Origin of the sequence: Microbacterium sp. 18062 (genome assembly GCF_902706225.1) — a bacterium.
In the GTDB taxonomy this organism is placed as follows: Bacteria; Actinomycetota; Actinomycetes; order Actinomycetales; family Microbacteriaceae; genus Microbacterium.
Window position 1 is genome coordinate 34815 of record NZ_CACSKB010000030.1, and the last position, 16554, is coordinate 51368.

Annotated in this window: 17 protein-coding genes; 15 read left to right on the plus strand and 2 right to left on the minus strand. The window is 67.9% G+C overall.

The window, feature by feature from the left end; all coding sequences use genetic code 11:
- Nucleotides 1-36 precede the first annotated feature (36 nt).
- From GVL03_RS12090 to GVL03_RS12125, 8 genes are read left to right on the plus strand one after another with little or no spacing between them, the layout of a single operon-like run.
- Nucleotides 37-1623, plus strand: a complete 1587-nt coding sequence (locus GVL03_RS12090) for an ABC transporter substrate-binding protein (protein ID WP_159501253.1) — start codon at nucleotides 37-39, stop codon at nucleotides 1621-1623.
- On the plus strand, nucleotides 1620-2696 hold the full coding sequence (locus tag GVL03_RS12095) for an ABC transporter permease (protein ID WP_159501254.1): 1077 nt from the start codon (nucleotides 1620-1622) through the stop codon (nucleotides 2694-2696). Before GVL03_RS12090 ends, GVL03_RS12095 begins: the two co-directional genes overlap by 4 nt.
- Nucleotides 2693-3553, plus strand: coding sequence for an ABC transporter permease (locus GVL03_RS12100; protein ID WP_159501255.1), 861 nt, complete (start codon nucleotides 2693-2695; stop codon nucleotides 3551-3553). Before GVL03_RS12095 ends, GVL03_RS12100 begins: the two co-directional genes overlap by 4 nt.
- The gene (locus GVL03_RS12105) at nucleotides 3550-4401 is read left to right on the plus strand and encodes an ABC transporter ATP-binding protein (protein WP_159501256.1); all 852 of its coding nucleotides are present in this window, start codon (nucleotides 3550-3552) and stop codon (nucleotides 4399-4401) included. The genes GVL03_RS12100 and GVL03_RS12105 overlap by 4 nt, the downstream gene beginning before the upstream one ends.
- Nucleotides 4401-5156, plus strand: a complete 756-nt coding sequence (locus tag GVL03_RS12110) for an ATP-binding cassette domain-containing protein (protein ID WP_159501257.1) — start codon at nucleotides 4401-4403, stop codon at nucleotides 5154-5156. The genes GVL03_RS12105 and GVL03_RS12110 overlap by 1 nt, the downstream gene beginning before the upstream one ends.
- 28 nt (nucleotides 5157-5184) lie before the next feature.
- Complete coding sequence (locus tag GVL03_RS12115) at nucleotides 5185-6045, plus strand: TIGR03619 family F420-dependent LLM class oxidoreductase (protein WP_235038145.1); 861 nt, start codon at nucleotides 5185-5187, stop codon at nucleotides 6043-6045.
- A 37-nt stretch (nucleotides 6046-6082) separates the two neighbouring features.
- Nucleotides 6083-6547, plus strand: coding sequence for a DUF4440 domain-containing protein (locus GVL03_RS12120; RefSeq protein WP_159501259.1), 465 nt, complete (start codon nucleotides 6083-6085; stop codon nucleotides 6545-6547).
- The gene (locus tag GVL03_RS12125; RefSeq protein WP_159501260.1) at nucleotides 6544-7788 is read left to right on the plus strand and encodes a Xaa-Pro peptidase family protein; all 1245 of its coding nucleotides are present in this window, start codon (nucleotides 6544-6546) and stop codon (nucleotides 7786-7788) included. The genes GVL03_RS12120 and GVL03_RS12125 overlap by 4 nt, the downstream gene beginning before the upstream one ends.
- A 42-nt stretch (nucleotides 7789-7830) precedes the next feature.
- On the opposite strand, the gene GVL03_RS12130 is transcribed toward GVL03_RS12125, so the two are convergent.
- Nucleotides 7831-8577, minus strand: a complete 747-nt coding sequence (locus tag GVL03_RS12130; protein ID WP_159501261.1) for an SDR family NAD(P)-dependent oxidoreductase — start codon at nucleotides 8575-8577, stop codon at nucleotides 7831-7833.
- Nucleotides 8574-9335: an SDR family NAD(P)-dependent oxidoreductase gene (locus GVL03_RS12135; RefSeq protein WP_159501262.1), complete on the minus strand. Its 762-nt coding sequence runs from the start codon at nucleotides 9333-9335 to the stop codon at nucleotides 8574-8576. The genes GVL03_RS12130 and GVL03_RS12135 overlap by 4 nt, the downstream gene beginning before the upstream one ends.
- A gap of 144 nt (nucleotides 9336-9479) precedes the next feature.
- Between GVL03_RS12135 and GVL03_RS12140 the strand changes: the two genes are divergently transcribed.
- From GVL03_RS12140 to GVL03_RS12170, 7 genes are all read left to right on the plus strand, one after another.
- Nucleotides 9480-10454, plus strand: coding sequence for an LLM class flavin-dependent oxidoreductase (locus tag GVL03_RS12140; RefSeq protein ID WP_159501263.1), 975 nt, complete (start codon nucleotides 9480-9482; stop codon nucleotides 10452-10454).
- A complete protein-coding gene (locus GVL03_RS12145; RefSeq protein ID WP_159501264.1) occupies nucleotides 10451-11164 on the plus strand; it encodes an LLM class flavin-dependent oxidoreductase in 714 nt (237 codons plus the stop codon). The genes GVL03_RS12140 and GVL03_RS12145 overlap by 4 nt, the downstream gene beginning before the upstream one ends.
- A 43-nt stretch (nucleotides 11165-11207) precedes the next feature.
- The gene (locus tag GVL03_RS12150; RefSeq protein ID WP_306770334.1) at nucleotides 11208-11744 is read left to right on the plus strand and encodes an Lrp/AsnC family transcriptional regulator; all 537 of its coding nucleotides are present in this window, start codon (nucleotides 11208-11210) and stop codon (nucleotides 11742-11744) included.
- Between the two features lie 119 nt (nucleotides 11745-11863).
- A complete protein-coding gene (locus GVL03_RS12155; protein ID WP_159501266.1) occupies nucleotides 11864-13873 on the plus strand; it encodes a hydantoinase/oxoprolinase family protein in 2010 nt (669 codons plus the stop codon).
- Nucleotides 13870-15540 (plus strand): hydantoinase B/oxoprolinase family protein, encoded by a 1671-nt coding sequence (locus GVL03_RS12160; protein WP_159501267.1) that lies wholly within the window; start codon nucleotides 13870-13872, stop codon nucleotides 15538-15540. Before GVL03_RS12155 ends, GVL03_RS12160 begins: the two co-directional genes overlap by 4 nt.
- A 111-nt stretch (nucleotides 15541-15651) precedes the next feature.
- Complete coding sequence (locus GVL03_RS12165) at nucleotides 15652-15903, plus strand: type II toxin-antitoxin system VapB family antitoxin (protein ID WP_159501268.1); 252 nt, start codon at nucleotides 15652-15654, stop codon at nucleotides 15901-15903.
- Nucleotides 15900-16295 carry a type II toxin-antitoxin system VapC family toxin gene (locus GVL03_RS12170; protein ID WP_159501269.1) on the plus strand — a complete coding sequence of 132 codons (396 nt, stop codon included), beginning with the start codon at nucleotides 15900-15902 and terminating at the stop codon, nucleotides 16293-16295. The genes GVL03_RS12165 and GVL03_RS12170 overlap by 4 nt, the downstream gene beginning before the upstream one ends.
- Nucleotides 16296-16554: the final 259 nt, after the last annotated feature.

The window sequence follows — 16554 nt, forward strand, 5'->3', positions numbered from 1 at the left end:
GTCACAGCACCGACGACAGCAAGGAGCGCACCACCCATGATCCCGAAACGCGCTGCAAGCACGGGCGCCATCCTCATGCTCGCCGTCCTTGGGCTCTCGGCCTGCGGACAGCAGGCCGAGACGCCCTCCGAGGCGGGGGATGTCTCCGTCTCCTTCTCCAACATCGCCGAGACACAGACCCTCGATCCCGCCATCGCATTCTCGTCGGACGGTCTGGAGTTCGTCCGGAACGTCTACGACTCGCTCACCGCATACGACGTCGGCGGAGTCACGATCGGCCCCTCGATCGCATCCGAGTGGGAGATGAACGACGACGCGACCGAGTACACGTTCACGCTGGAAGAAGGCATCACCTTCCACGACGGCACCGGCCTCACCGCAGACGACGTCGTGAGCTCGATCGAGCGAGTCAAGGCCATCAACCAGGGCCCCGCGACGCTCATCACCGGCATCGAGTCGGTCACGGCATCCGACGATCTCACCGTCGTGGTCTCGCTCTCGGCGCCGGACGTCTATCTGCCGGGCAGACTGCAGAAGATCGCCATCGTCTCGGGCGACGCGGTGGAGGAGAACGCGACGACAGAGGATCCTTGGGCCACCGACTGGTTCGCGGCGAACGAGGCGGGCTCCGGCCCGTACGTGCTCGACGAATGGAACCGAGGCACCGCCATCGAGCTGAGCGCGTTCGAGGACTACCGCCTCCCCTGGGAGGACGGCGCGCCGACGCGGGTGACCCTGCGGACCGACCCCGACGTGCAGACGGCGCTTCAGCTCATGCAGCAGGGCGAGATCGACATGATGGGCGCTGTCGGTCCGGACGACTCGATGGCCGCCTCGGCGATGGACGGTGTCAAGCTGGTCGAGCAGTCGGCGTTGAGCGTCAAGGTCCTTCCCCTCAACACAGCCAACGAGGCGCTCCAAGACGTCCGCGTCCGCGAGGCGATCACGCTCGCCTTCGACTACGAGGCGTTCGACGAGTACTACCAGGGCTTCGCGCAGACAGCAGTCGGTCCACTGCCCTCCGGTTTCGGCGGTGGTCTCGAAGACCTCGCACCGAAGGAACGCGACGTGGAGCGGGCGACCCAGCTGCTCGAAGAGGCCGGATACGGCGACGGCCTCTCACTCACCTTCATGGGCATCTCGGGTCTGTCGTACGAGGAGTTCGCTGCGACGCTGCTCGAGCAGAATCTCGGAGAGATCGGCATCGACCTCGAGCTGAACATGGTCCCGTGGCCGCAGATGGTGGAGATCCAGTCGAACCCCGAGTCCGCTGCCGACATCACCTTCCTGGACATGTCTGCCGTCTCGGACGATCCTTCGGCGATGCTCGCCCAGTCCTACCTCTCGACGAACATCGCACCCAACGGCGGCTACAACTGGTCGTACTACCAGAACCCCGAGGTGGACGCGGCGATACAGGCGCTGTCATCGATCACCGATGAAGGCGAGCGCCAGCAGGCGGTGCTCGACACCGTCGACCTCATCAACAGCGAGTTCCTCGCGATCTACGGCACGCAGCCGTCGCTCGCTCAGCCGGTGCTCGACACGTGGAAGGTCGCCTACGAGCCGATGGACTACAACTACGTCGTGCGGTTCTTCTACGCGAGGTCCACCGGGTCATGACCGTTGCGACTGAGCAGGAGGGTGTGCAGCGCGCCGGGGAGGTGCCCCATCGCGCGCGTACGATCCTCCGCGGGATCGCGACGAGGATCGGCTGGATCCTGGTCGTGGTGTGGGCAGCCGTGAGCCTGACCTTCCTGCTCAGTCGCGTCATCCCCGCCGACCCCGCCCGGCTGGCCGCAGGCCTGGACGCCGGGCCGGAGCAGGTCGCCGAGGTGCGCCGGCAGCTCGGCCTCGACCTGCCGGTCTGGGAGCAGTACGTCACCTACATCGCGGGAATCGTGCGTCTCGATCTGGGCGACTCGATTCAGTCACGTCAGCCCGTGATCGACGACGTGGTGCGATTCCTCCCCGCGACCCTCGAGCTCGTCCTCCTGGCCATGCTCGTGTACGCGCTCGTCGGCGTCGGGCTCGGAGTCGTCTGGGCCACGCTCCCGCCTGGCGTCCGTTCGTCGTGCCTCAACGTCCTCTCGGTACTCGGCGCCGGTCTGCCGGTCTTCTGGGTCGCTCTCGTCCTGCAACTGTCCCTGGCATCCGGGCTCGGTTGGCTGCCCGTCTCGGGATCCCTCGACTACGGGGCATACGGGTTGCAGCGCCTCACCGGGTTCACGCTGCTCGACTCGTTGCTCGGCGGCAACTCGTACGCGCTCGCGGACGCGGCGACGCGCCTCGTCCTGCCGGTCACCGTGCTCGTGCTGTCGCAGCTCGGCGTCGCGATGCGCCTCACCCGATCGACGGTGTCGGAACAGCTCGAACGGCCCTACGTGCGCACGTCGCGGGCGCGGGGCAACACCGAGCGGCACGTGCTCCTGGCGGACGTCCTGCGAAACTCGCTGGCGCCTGTCGTCACGATGCTCGGCCTGCAGTTCGGGTGGCTCCTGGGCGGCACCATCATCGTCGAGGTCATCTTCTCGTGGCCGGGTCTGGGCCTGTTCGCCTACAACGCGTTCCGCACGTTCGACTACAACTCGATCCTTGCGATAACCCTGATCATCACCGCGGTGTTCGTGATCGTCAACGAGCTGACCGATGTCGTGAACCGATGGCTCGATCCGAGAGTGGGGCAGGCCCGATGACCGCAGCAGCCGTACTGCCCGCACCCGACACGCGCCGCGGTCGCCGACCCCTGACCGCGCGCATGATCGTCGGATCCGTCATCGGCGTGATCCTGCTCGTTCTCCTCGTCTGGCCGGATCTTCTCGTGATCGCCGAGCCGAACGCCGTCGACGTGGGCGGCCGCTTCCAGCCTCCGTCGCCCACGCACTGGTTCGGGACCGATGAGGCCGGGCGTGACATCTTCTCGCGCATGATGCTCGGTGCTCGGGTCTCCATCGGCGCAGCGCTCGTCGTCGTGCTCTCTGCCACCGCGATCGGCGTCTTGCTCGGAGCGGTCGGCGGGTGGTTCGGGGGATGGATCGACACCGTTCTCAGCAAGTTCACCGACGTCTTCCTGGCCTTTCCGTATCTCGTGCTCGCCATGGCGATCTCGTCGGCTGTCGGCCGTGGCACCTGGTCGGCTGTTCTCGCTCTCATCATCGTCTGGTGGCCCTCCTATGCCCGGCTGGTCCGAACCATCGTGCGTACGCAGCGCAACGAGCTGTCGGTGACGGCGGCTCGCACCCTGGGTGCGTCGTCGCTGCAGCTGTTGCGATGGCACGTGGTCCCGCACAGCTATCCGCAGCTGCTCGTGCGCATGACGCTGGACGTCGGCTACGTGCTCGTCGCGTTCACCGGTCTGTCGTTCCTGGGACTCGGGACTCAGCCGCCGGACGCGGAGTGGGGACTCATCATCGCCACCGCGAAGAACTATGCGCTGTCGGCATGGTGGTATCCCGTCCTGCCGGGGTTCCTCATCCTCGCGGTGGTCGCGGTCTGCGTGTGGCTCGGCGACGGCTTCTCGCGTTCGCCGCGCTCTTCGAGGGGGAGCTCATGAACGTGCTGCTCGACGTGGCGCAACTCGCCGTCCGCTATCCGGGGCAGGAGACGGATGCCGTCTCGGGCGTCTCCTTCCGTCTCGCCGCCGGGCAGTGCGTCGCCTTCGTGGGCGAGACGGGATCCGGCAAGACCAGCTCGGTGATGGCGTCTGTGGGGCTTCTCGAGACGGCGGACGTGCGGGCCGAGCGACTCCAATTGGAGGGGCAGTCGCTGCTGCACTCGTCCCCTCTGCAGCTGCGTCTGATGCGCCGCCGCGCGCTGGGCGTCGTATTCCAGGATCCGACCGCCTCCTGGAATCCGACGCGCCGCATCAGCGCCCAGCTGCTCGAGACGACGCCCCGGGCGGCGCGCGCCGCCGCGAGGGAACGGCTCATCGCCCTGTGCGACCGCGTCGGCATCACCGCGCCGGGCGACCGTGTCGACCGGTACCCTCATCAGCTCTCCGGCGGCCAACTGCAGCGGTTCATGATCGCCGGCGCGCTTTTGCACGATCCGCGGATCATGGTGGCGGACGAGCCCACGAGCGCGCTCGACGCGTCGGTTCAACTCGAGCTCATCGCGTTGCTCGACGAGCTGCGGCGGGAGCGTGACCTCGGCCTGCTGCTGGTCAGCCACGACCTGCATGTCGTTGCGCGACTCGCCGACACGATCGTCGTCATGTTCCGTGGCAAGGTCGTGGAACAGGGCCCGGCAGCCGAGGTGACGGGGTCGCCCACACACCCCTATACGACCTCACTCCTCGCCGCATCGATCGGTATGACCGGTCCGCGCAAGGTGCCCCTCGCCACGAACGTCGCGTGGGATCCCGAGATCGTGCTGGGATCGTCTCCGGTGGGAGGCTCGTGATGGCGCTGCTGCAGCTGACGGATGTGGAGAAGACGTTCGGCTCGGGAGACCGTCGCACGGTTGCGGCCAATCGCGTCACGATGGCCGTCGGCGAGGGCGAGATCGTAGGCCTGGTCGGCGAGTCGGGATCGGGTAAGTCGACGATCGCCAACCTCGTCCTGGGGCTGCAGAAGCCGGACTCGGGAACCGTGTCGTTCGCGGGGCGCGATGTGCAGGACTGGCTCCGACGCGACCAGCGAGGCCTGCGACGTCAGGTGCAGGCGGTGTTCCAGCAGCCGCTGCTCGCGCTCGACAGCCGACGCGTCATCGGATGGTCGGTGGCGGAGCCCCTCGTCATCCACCGCATCGGCGACGTCGACACCCGACGCGCTCGCGTCCTCGAGCTTCTCGACCACGTCGGGCTCTCGCCCGAGATCGCGGAGCGTCTGCCCCACCAGTTGTCGGGTGGCCAGCTGCAGCGTGTGAACATCGCGCGCGCGCTCGCTCTCGAGCCGCGCCTTCTCGTGTGCGACGAGGCGGTATCGGCGCTCGACGTATCTGTGCAGGCCCAGGTGCTGAACCTCCTTCTCGAACTGCAGGAGCGTCTGGGCATCGCGATGCTGTTCATCAGCCACGACATCGCCGTGGTCCGGCACATCTCCGACTCGATGGTCGTCATGTACCGGGGCGACATCGTGGAACGGGGCGACACGGATCAGGTATGCGGCAATCCGCGGTCGGAGCACGCGAGGGTGCTCATCGAGGCGTCCTCATGAGGCGCCGCTCATGAGGGTCGGCGTGCGGATGCCCACCCCGAGCGGTCATCGGAAGCTACGATCGTGGGCGCGCGCGGCCGAAGACGCCGGCTTCGGATCGCTCTGGGTGAGCGATCACATCATGCTTCCCGCCCAGTCGCAGAGCGCGTATCCGTTCAGCGCCGACGGCCGCGCCGACTGGTCCATGGACGGGGACTGGTACGACCCAGTCGTTCAGTTGGCGCTCGTCGCTGCCTCCACCGAGCAGATCGTGCTCGGCACCGCCATCCTCATCGCGCCCATCCGGCACCCGTATGTCGTGGCGAGACAGTTCGCGAGTCTTGACCGGCTCTTCCCCGGTCGCCTGGTGCTGGGGATCGGTGCGGGGTGGCTCGCAGAGGAGTTCGACGCCATGGGTGTCGACTTCCGTCGCCGGGGTGCGCTCACCGATGACTGGGTTCGCGCCGTGCGCACCGCGTGGAGCGGCAGCGTCCCTGCGGGGGTGAACAGGTCGTATCCCGCAAAGGTGCCGATGCACAGCAGACCCGTTCCCGTGAACGACATCGAGATCGTCATCGGCGGCACGAGCGGGGCCGCGCTCCGACGCGCCGCAACGCTCGGCGACGGATGGATGGCGCACGAGGCGTTCGCGCGCCTGGACCTCGCCGACCTCGGACGCTCGATCGACGAACTGCGCCGGCACGCGGGCGGGCGGCATCCGCGCATCCTGCTGCGGCTGGTCGGCACCGCGAACGCTCTCGATGCCGTGGCCGAGATCATGCCGGATCTCGCCGCACTCGGGGTGGACGAGCTCATCGTCGATCCCCCCACCGACCTCGACCCGGCCCGCCTGGCAGACGCCGCCGCAGCGCTTGCGCTTCCCTCCGCGGGAAGCCATTCCGACGTGTGAGAACGACTCACCGCGTGAAGACAAGGAAGGAAGTCGCATGACCGCGAACGAAGGCATCACCGACCTGGCCGACACATCCGAGTTCGATCCCGACCAGCAGGAGATCTGGGACGAGCAGAAGGCGATCTACGCGGGCTTTCTCGCGGGGAACCCCGATCGCGTCGACCACCGCATCGCGCCCGAGGCGACGATCTGGGACTGGGAGACCGAGAAGATCGCCAACGGCCACGAGGAATTCGCCCTGGTGCGCGCCGCCCGCCCGGCGGGGATCGACGTGCCGCGCGCCCTGTCGATGGTGACCGAGGACCCGATCATCACCATCCATGGCGACATCGCGCTCGGCCGGCACCGGGTGACCGTTGTGTACGAGCTGCCCGACGGCCGCCGCGTGGCAAGGACGTTGCGCTGCACCCTCCAATGGCAGAAGAAGGACGGCGAGTGGTGGATCGTCCACAGCCACGAGGACATCATCCGCGAGCGGGACGTCGAGGTGGCCGCGTGACCCGCGATCTTCCCGGTGAGCTCGGTCTGACCGGTGCGCCGGACTACGCGGGGCGCCGCGCCCAGCTCAACGAACAGCTGGATTCCGCGGGTGTCGATGTGCTCTTCCTGCCGGCGTCGCAGACGGACCTCGAGTACTTCACCGGTTTGAGCAGGCCGATCCCGACCTTCGGCAACGTGGGGTACACGAACCACTGGATCTCGGGCGCCTTCTTCGCGCCCGGCAAGGAGCCGTTGTTCGTGCTGACGAAGCACCATCAGGAGTTCCATCTTCCTGGTGGCGTCGTCGGAGAGATCATCACGGCGACCGAGCACGACGACGGACAGGAGGTCTTCCGGCGCGCCTTTGACGCGTTCGCCCAGCGCCCCGCGCGCATCGCCATCGGTGCGCGGCCGGTGGCCGAGTCGTGCGCGCACGAGAGCGACGCGATCGAGCGCATCGCCGTCAGCGGTCGTACCTGGGCCGAGACGACCGTGCAGCTGCGCTCTCACCGGCCCGACGCCGACCTCGTGGTCGCCGACCGGTTGATCAACCGCATCCGCCGGATCAAGGACGACGACGAGGTGGAGCGCATGCGGCGCGCCGCACTCGTGGTCGACCAGGTCATGTCGGAGGTCACTCCGCATGTGCAGGCCGGTGTCACCGAGCTCGACCTGGCGGCCGAGATCGACCTGAGGATCCGCAAGCTCGGCTCGCCCGGCGCCAGCTTCGACACGGCCGTCTGGGCCATGGGCCACGGCCTCGACCGCGACGCGAGCATGCGTCTGTCGCTGCAGCGGCTGCCCGGCGGCGCGGGAGTCAACTTCGACTTCGGGGCCATCGTCGACGGCTACTGCTCGGATTTCGGGCGGACCATCCACATCGGGCAGCCCAGCGACGAGTACGAGCGCGTGTACGAGATCGTCATGGCTGCGCAGGAGGCCGGCCGCACGGCCGCGGTCCCGGGCGCCACGGGTGGCGAGGTCCACCGTGCCACGAGGGCCGTCATCGAGGAAGCCGGATACGGCGACTGGTTCCGGCACCGTACGGGTCACTGCATCGGACTCGACGTGCACGAGCTGCCGTATCTCTCCGACGAAGACGAGACTCCGCTCGAACCCGGGATGATGTTCACGATCGAGCCGAGCGTCTTCTGGCCAGGACGCGTCGGCGTGCGGGTCGAGGACGTGTTCCTGCTCACGGACGCGGGGGCGACGGTGAAGATCAACGAGCTCTCGAACGACATGGTGGCCAACGACTGACCGCAGAGTAGCCCTTCGCGGGGCGGGTGGTCGCGCCGAGCGTCAGCCCAGCGACGACCACCCGCCGTCGACGTTCAGGGTCTGTCCGGTGATGTAGCTCGCCGCGCGGGAAAGCAGGAAGACCGTGGCGTCGGCGATCTCCTCGGGCTGGGCGGGGCGACCGAGCGGGACACGGGCGAGCAGCGTCCGCCGCTTGGTGTCGTCACCCAGAGAACTCGCAGACATCGATGTGTCGGTGACGCCCGGCGCAACGGCATTCACTCGGATGCCGTGCGCGGCCCAGTCGACGGCGAGGGCCGTCGCGAGCGCGATGACTCCGCCCTTGGACGCGGTGTACGCGGACTGTCCGGGAAAAGCCGTGCGGCCGTTCACGCTCGCGACGAGCACGATGGACGCCGTCGTGCCCTCCTCGATCGCAGGCCGGGCAACCGCGGCTGCCGTGAAGAACGCCCCGAGCAGGTTGACCTCCACGACGCGGCGCACCGTGTCGGCCGACAGCTCGTGTGCAGGTCCGGTCAGCTCAATGCCGGCGCAGGCGACGCACCCGGTCAGGGCGCCGAGCCTCGAGGTCGCATCGCGCACGGCGGCGTCGATGGCGTCGGCATCCGATACGTCGGCCCCGTGCGTGGATGCTCGGCCCCCCTGCTCGGCGATGAATCGCGCAGTCGCATCCGCTGCGTCAGGATCGCGATCGACGCAGGCGACGGCCCAGCCGGACTCGGCGAGCCGCAGCGCAGTCGCCCGGCCGATGCCGGCACCTGCACCCGTGACGAGAGCCGCGCCGCTCATGCGAGCCATCCGCCGTCGACGACGAGGATATGACCGAGCACATAGCTCGAAGCCGGAGAGGCCAGCCATTCGACGGCGGCGGCGACCTCGTCGGTCTCGCCCAGCCGGCCCACCGGGATGCGGGTCTCGGCGAGTCGGGCGAGCAGCTCGGTGCTCTCGCCGAGTCCACGTACGAGCGCGGTGTCCATCGTGCCCGGCGCGACGCCGTTGATCCGGATGCCGGTGCGCGCGCACTCGCGCGCCGTCGCGCGGGTGAGCATCGCGAGGGCGCCCTTGGAGGCGTCGTAAGCGGCCATAGGGCCGGTCGAGGCGGTGAACGAAGATGTCGAGCAGATGTTCACGATCGCGCCCGCCGCGCGGGGCGTCATAAGGCGCACGGCCTCGCGCAGAACGAGAAAAGTGCCCGTCACGTTGACGGCGAAGAGCCGCTCGAACTGTGCTGCGGTCGTCTCGACGAGCGGCTCGCTGAAAGCCACACCCGCATTGTTGACGACCGTGGTGAGCGGCCATCGGGCATCGACTCGCGCGATGACCTCGACCACGTCCGCCTCGTCGGTGACATCGAGCCGCACCCCCGTCGCCTCCGTGCCGTTCTCTGCGAGCGCGGCGGCTGCTGCTGCCGCCGCCGTCTCGTCGATGTCGGCGATCACGACGCGGTCTCCTCCGACGGCGAGTCGGCGAGCGATCGCGAAGCCGAGGCCGCCGGCGCCACCGGTGACCAGGGCGGTGCCGCGGACGGGCGCATCCATCTCTGCCATGTGCCGATCTTGACACGTCGACTCGGAAGAACCTTGCGTTCGATAGGTCGAATGCCCCCTGTGTTTACATGAATGTAACGGATCATGCGTATCGTGCATATCGCCTGAAAGAACGGCCGCGCGGGCGGCGGGAGGAGTCGCAACGTGAGATTCGGAGCCGGCCTATGGTGCCTGCAGGCCACGGCGACTGCGCCGCGACATCACAGTCGTACCTACCGGGACTTCCTCGAAGACGCGCGGGCGATCGAATCGTACGGCTACTCGTCCCTCTGGCTGAGCGAACACCATTTCTTCTACGACGGCTACTGCCCGGCGCTGCTGCCCGCGGCCGCGGCGGCCCTCTCGGCGACCCGCACTCTGCGTCTGGGCACCGGGATGATGCTGATGCCGTTGCACCAAGCGGACCGCGCCTCACGCGTCGCCGCTCAGATCGCCCGTCGCTACGAGGGCCGCCTCGACATCGGACTCGGGCTCGGATACCGGCAGATCGAATTCGAGGGAAAGGGCATCGCGATGACCGATCGCGTGAAGCTTCACCGGGAGGGTACCCGCCTGATGGTCGAGCGTGCCGTCCCCGAAGGGGCCATGGTGTGGGCGGGCTCGGCCACACCCAAAGGAGTCGCGCGGGCGGGCGCCCGGGGACACGGCATCCTTCTCTCCGGGGCGAACCCTCTCCCGCTCGTCCGCGAGCTCGCCTCCGCGCACCGTGCCGGATGGGAATCGGCGGGACGCCCCGGCGGCGAACGACCTCGCGTCGCGGCCCTTCGAAACTTCTGGGTGACCGACGATCTGCGTGAGCGCGAGGCCGTGCTCGACTGGCAACGCGCGAGCTACGTGCTCTACGCAGGGCTCGGCTGGAGCGTTTCCGAGCGGGACTCGACGCGCAGCATGGACTTCGTCGCGAACGCCGACCAGGCTCTCGCGGACGCGGTGGCTACCTCTGTGGTGGGCTCGGCCGCCGCGGTCGTCGACGCGCTCCACGAGGTCTCGGACGCAGGGGTCGACGACGTGGTGTTCCGTTGCGCGATCGAGGGCGCGCCGGCGCCCGTCGTGCGCGCCATGCTCGCGCGCATGTCCGACACCGTGTTGCCGGCCGCCGAAGGGCTCGTCGCCGCATGAGGATCGCGATCGCTCTGGATGCGTCTGACGAAAGCACCGACGCCTTCGACGTTGCGGCCGAGGCCGATCGGGCGGGTGTCGCTGCGGTGGCGATCCCCGCGCTCGCCGGAGGGGAGGCTGCCTTCGCGGCAGCCATCGCGGCGGTGACGCGCGACGTGCGCATCCTCGTTCCGGTCGTACTCGGCAGTGACAATCCCACCACCCTCGCTGAAGAGCTCTCGGTGGTCGACCACATCTCGGGCGGACGCGTCGTCGCGGTCGTCACGAATGGCGGGCTGGACGAGGATGCAGCGGCTGAGGACCGCAGCGTGCTCGAGGCGGCGTGGTCGGGTCGGTGGGTGGATCTGCCCGCGCGCTGGCGCATCGGTGACCCCGTGCGGGTCGCGGTGACGCCGGCTCCTGCGCAGCTGGTGCTGCCGATCTGGGACACCATCGTCGCCGCCGACTCCGAGAAAGGTCGGCTCGCCACGGCGGACGCCGTTCGCCTCACGATCAGCGGAGACCTCGAGCGCGACCGAGGCGAGATCGTGCGCCTCGCCGCAACGGGTGTCGGACTCGCCATCGTGACGATTCCTCGCGGCCTGGCCGTGGAGCGCTTTGTCGCGCGCTACCTTATTCCGGAGGCCGCCATGCCCGGTTTCCCGCGTATCGTCGCGGAGTCGGCCTGGCCGTCCGCAGGTCCCATCCCAGAGCACCCGCCGGTGCTCTGAACGACGAGTCGAAGGAACCCTGATCGTGCCCAAACGCAGTCCAATGGCCGCATTGGTCGGCGCCCTTGATCGCCCCCAAGACCCGATCACCCTCGATGAGACCGACATGGCACTGCTGCGTGAGCTGGCCGCGGACTCGCGTCTGTCTCAACGGGCACTGGCGCGACAGATCAATATGTCGGCGCCCGCGGTGGCCGAGCGCATCGCGCGCCTCGAGCGACTGGGTGTGATCAAGGGGTACAGCGTCGAGGTCGATTGGGATCGGCTCGGATTCGACGTGGTCGTGTACATGCCGATCACGCTGGACTCGGGCAGCGACCTCGCGCCCACCCTCGAGGGCTTTCGGCAGATCGCGGAGCTCGAGGAGCTGACTGTCACGACCGGGCAATACGACCTGCTCGCCAGGTTCCGGCTGAGCGGCCACGGGCATCTGCGCGAGCTCTTGCTGGATCGCCTCTGGCAGATCCCGAACGTCAAACGGATCGAAACGATGCTGAGCCTCGGAAGCCTCGTGTCCGAGAGCTATACGCGCCGAGTACTGTCGATGAGCGACTCGAACGAGAAGCTTGCGAACGACTGATAAGTATTGTTCGTGATTTCTTTACACTTAGCATTCTTGTAACACTACGGACTAACGCGTGACACAGCAGGCTCGTACATTGCCTAATAGGTGGTATCCGTACGAGGCGGGAGAGTCACATGAAGTTCCGGGTGGGCGTGGACATCGGCGGCACATACACCGATGCGGTCGCGGTCTCGTCCGAAGGCGAGGTGCGCACGGCGAAGGCTCTCTCGACGCCGGGCGCGCTGGCTGACGGCGTGCTCAACGCGGTGGGGTTGCTCGGGGTGCCGCCCGACGGAATCGAGGCATTCATCCACGGGACGACCGCCGGACTGAACGCCTTTCTCGAGCGTCGAGGCGCTCGCATGGCTCTGGTGACCACGCGCGGCTTCCGCGATGTGTACGAGCTGGGGCGCGCGAGCCGGCCCGACATGTACAACCTCCGCTACGTGGCGCCCGCGCCGCTGATCGCCCGGCGTGACGTCTTCGAGATCGACGAACGGCTCGGAGCGGACGGCCGCGTCGTGCAGCCGCTCGATGCTGGCGCCGTACGCGAGCTCGCGGTGAGGCTCGCTGCCGAATACGAGGCCGTCGCCGTCGTCCTCCTGCATGCCTATCGGAATCCGGTGCATGAGCGGGCGGTGCGCGACATCCTCGCCGACGTGGCCCCCGATCTGGCGGTCGTGATCTCAAACGAGACTGCACCCGAGTGGCGGGAGTACGAGAGGACGAGCACCACGGCCATCTCCGGGTACGTCGCCCCGATCGTTCGCGGCTACCTCGACGAGCTCGAGGGCAGACTGCGCGGCGTCGGCTTCGAAGGCGATGTGAAGGTCATGCAGTCCAACGGCGGCACCATGCCCATCTCTCAGGCTCGGGGCAACGCGATTCAGACGCTCTTCTCGGGGCCGGTCGGCGGCACGATGGCCGGTGTCGCGATCGCGGACGACCTCGGCATCGACCGGCTCATCTGCGTGGACATGGGTGGCACGTCGTTCGACGTGAGCCTCGTCATCGACCACATGGCCGACATCGCCGTTCATTCGGAGATCGAGGGGCACCCGCTCCTGTCGCCGAGCGTCGTCATGCACACCATCGGGGCCGGTGGCGGTTCCGTCGCCCATGTGATGGGCGGCGCTCTGCGCGTCGGCCCGCGTTCGGCGGGCTCCGTGCCCGGCCCCGCTTCGTACGGCCGCGGGGGGATCGAGCCGACCGTGACGGACGCGAACGTGTCGCTCGGACGGCTGCCGCGTGTCGCGCTTCTCGGAGGCTCGCTCACCCTCGATGAGGCCGCTGCCGCGTCGGCGCTCGCGGCGGTCGGCGACGCTCTGGGACTGAGCGTCGAGCGCACGGCGCTCGGAGTCATCGAGGTCGCCGACGCTGCGATGGCCAATGCGATCCGTGAGATCACGGTCGCGCGCGGCATCGATCCGCGCGACTTCGCCCTTGTCGCCTTCGGCGGCGCAGGGCCCCTGCACGCTACGAGCCTCGCAGACGAGCTGGAGATCGAGCGGGTGATCGTGCCCGCCAACCCCGGTGTGCTGTCGGCGTGGGGCATGGTGCACACCGACACGCGCTACGACCTGGTGCGCTCGCTCTGGTCGGAGCTGAGCCGGCTCGACGCGGGCGAGCTCGAAGCCGCCATCGAGGGCCTTGAGCAGCGCGGACGCGAGCTTCTGGCCGACGATGGATTCGCCGTCGACGAGATGAGCCTGCTGCCCGTGCTCGACCTCCGCTACGCGGGTCAGGAATACACCCTGTCGGTTCCGCTGGGCGCAGCGCACGACGTGGATGCCGCACGGGCGGCGTTCGACGACGAGCACCAGGAACGTTTCGGGCACAACAACCCGTCAGAGGACGTCGAGATGGTGGCCGTGCGACTGGTCGCAACGGGTGTGACGGCGCGTCCCGCCGCAGCCGCCGTCGCGGCGGAGGCCGAGCCGGTCGTGCTCGGCGAGCAAGAGGTGCGTTTCGCCGGTTCGAGCGTCATGACACCGGTGGTGGATCGGGGCACCATCCCCGCCGGCCGCGTCGTCGTCGGACCGGCCATCGTGCTCGAGTCCGGATGCACCATCCTTGTGCCGCCCGGTTGGGCCGCGACGCCGTCCGCCGCCGGCCACCTCATCCTCGAAAGGAACGCGAGTTGAACAGCGCCGCCATCGTCACCTCATCCGCTGCGACCGAGACCGTCGACCCGGTCAGCGTCGAGGTCATCCGCAACGCCTTCGAGTCGATCGCGGCGCAGATGAACAACAACCTCATCCGCTCGGCCTACACGCCCCTCATCTACGAGATGAAGGACTGCGCCGTCGCTCTGTACGACGCGAAGGGCAGGCTGCTCGGGCAGTCGACCGGCCTGCCCATCTTCCTCGGCGCGCTCAATGCCGCCATAGACGCGACCATCGCGCACTTCGGCATCGGCTACGACATCTTCAAACCGGGCGACGTGTATGCCGTGAACGACAGCTATCTGGTCGGCAGCCACCTCAACGACGTGTCCGTGTTCTCGCCGCTGTTCTACGACGGTGAGCTCGTCGGCTTCGGGGCCTCGAAGGCGCACTGGATCGACATCGGCGCCAAGGACCCGAGTCAGGCCGTGGACTCGCGGAGCATCTATCAAGAGGGTTATCGACTCGGACCCACGCACATCTACCGCGAGGGGGTGCGTCAAGACGGCATCATCGACCTGTTGCTGCGAAACAGCCGGATGCCGCGGTCAGTCCACGGCGACCTGCACGCCCAGGTCGTGGCCGCGCACACCGGTGAGGTGCTGATGGCGAAGCTGTACGACCGCTTCGGAAAGCAGAGGATCGAGGCTGCCGCGGAGGAGATCTTCCGTCAGTGCGAGCAGCTCGACATCGAGGCGGTACGGACGATCCCGAACGGTGTCTATGAAGCGGAGGGCGCACTCGACTCCTGGGGACCCGGCGGTGACCCGGTGCCGGTCAAGGTGAAGATCACGGTCGCGGACGAGACCATCGAGCTGGATCTGCGCGGATCGAGCCCGCAGACCCCCGGCTCGATGAACTGCGGCTATCCGCAGACCGTGTCGGCGGCCCGTCTGGCGTTCAAGTTCCTCATCCGGCCGGACCTCGCGGCGACCGACGGCACATTCCGCTACCTGTCGATCAAGACCGATGCGGCCTCCGTCTTCGATGCGCGCGAGCCCGCCGCCTGCCAGTTCTACTATCCGCATCTGGGCATGATGATCGACCTGATTCTGAAGGCTCTCGCGCCTGCCCTGCCCGATGCCGTGGCGGCAGGCCAGCCGGCCGACTCGATGAACATCTTCTTCACGGGCATGCCCGATGACAGTGATGAACGCTTCTTCTATGGTGAGGCGACTGCCGTCGGATGGGGCGCGATGAGCGGTCTGGACGGAGCGGACGGAGAGATCAACTATGGCGGAGGCGACCTCAAGAACCTTCCGATCGAGGTGCTCGAGGCCAAATACCCCATCCGGATCCACGGCTACGGGCTGCGCGAGGGATCGGGCGGCGTAGGCAAACACCGGGGTGGGCTCGGCGTGTGGCGCGAGTATGAGACGCTCGCCGAACGCATCACGGTCTCGCTGTGGTTCGAGCGCGGCAACACCCCTGCCTGGGGTCTCTTCGGCGGTGGGGCCGGCGCGCCGACCGATGTGGAGCTGGATCGGGGCGATGGCCCCGAGCGCATCCTGAAAGTGAACCAGCTGCCTCTGCCGAAAGGCTCACGCGTCACGATCAAGACAGGTGGCGGGGGAGGATACGGACCGGCCGAGGAGAGGGACCCGCGGCTCGCGGAGCACGACCGCTCCCACGGCTACACGGCGTGATGTGAGAGCCTCGCCACACATCGGTCCCAGAGCCTGGATTCACCGATGGGCTTGGGCGCGGCGCCTGCAGCGGTAGGTATAAGGGTGGCTGCCGGGCGGTACCATGGTGCCATGAGCCTGAACATCAAGAATCCTGCGGTACTGGAGCTCACCCGTGACCTGGCGCGGCTGCTGGGTACCTCGCAGGTGGGCGCGCTGGAGGTCGCGTTGCGTGAGAAGCTCGCGCGCGAGCAGGCGGGCGATGATGTGCGGCGCGAGCAGATCCGGCGTGATCTGGTCGAGATTCGAGAGAGGCTGCGGGGCGGCCCCACGCGGCAGCAGATCGACGACGATCTGTATGACGAGTGGGGGCTTCCCCGATGATCCTCGATACGTCCGCGATCGTCGCGGTGATCGATGACGAAGAGTATGCCGACGGTGTCGCAGACCGGATCGCCTCGGCGTCGAAGGTCGCCATATCCGCGTCGACGGTCGTGGAGCTCACCGCGGTGCTGATGAGGTATGGACGGCCGGAGGCGCACGCGATCGTGGATCGGAAGCTGCACGACTGGGGAGTCGAGATCGTGCCGTTCGATGCAGAGCAGGCGCGTGTCGCGCAGCAGGCGTATCGCGACTACGGCCGCGGTTCCGGTCATCCTGCCCGCCTCAACCTGGGTGACTGCTACAGCTACGCTCTGGCGACCGTCACCAGGGACACGCTGCTCTACGTCGGCGACGACTTCGCCGAGACCGACGTCCGATCCGCGCTCGGCTGAACGCGCCTGGGCGTGATCTCCGCGGATCGACCCGCGTCCCCGCGACGAGGTCAGTTCGAGTCTGAGATGAACGGCACCTGTCGGGGATCGAGCGTGAACTGGTGGGTGAGTCTCATAGCGTGGTGTTACTTCCCGCGGGGCTCTCGTCGTCGTTGACGTAGAGGAGCCATCGTGGGAGCCCCAGTTGTTTCCGGCAAGAAGCAAAGAAGTGATCCCACGATGACCCACAACCAGTCTGCCTTGACGACCCTGATTGGCG